Source organism: Aequoribacter sp. (assembly GCF_965659035.1).
Classification (GTDB): domain Bacteria; phylum Pseudomonadota; class Gammaproteobacteria; order Pseudomonadales; family Halieaceae; genus Aequoribacter.
The window spans coordinates 1-343 of sequence record NZ_CBFHWH010000125.1; the positions used below are offsets into that span (position 1 = coordinate 1).

A 343-nucleotide genomic window follows, 5' to 3' on the forward strand; every position below is an offset into this window, starting at 1 on the left:
CGCGGGAGCAATAAATGAGCACACTTTACCCGGATAGTCTTGTGATCTAGCCCACCCTTCTAGGCCCGTTGTCGCTAAATCGTCTGCCGATGATGAAACGCCAATCCACGCTGAGACAGGGCTTGCAAAACCTTCAATGTCCGTCGTGAGTGGTGCGTCGTATTGCAAATGGTAGGTGGCGTGATCGCCAATCATGTTGAGGACTGGCGAATGAGCGCGGCGAGCGTTATGCAGGTTTGAGCTGGCATTGGCGAAGCCTGGCCCTAAATGTAGTAGGGTGAGGGCAGGTTTGTCGGCCATACGACCGTAGCCATCGGCCGCGCCAGAGACAACCCCCTCGTAC

General features: G+C 56.0%; 1 protein-coding gene. It reads right to left on the minus strand.

Features of this window, described 5'->3' with window-relative positions; all coding sequences use genetic code 11:
- A partial coding sequence (locus tag ACTF5Z_RS11455) for a thiamine pyrophosphate-binding protein (protein WP_438985753.1) occupies positions 1-343 on the minus strand: 343 nt, incomplete at both ends.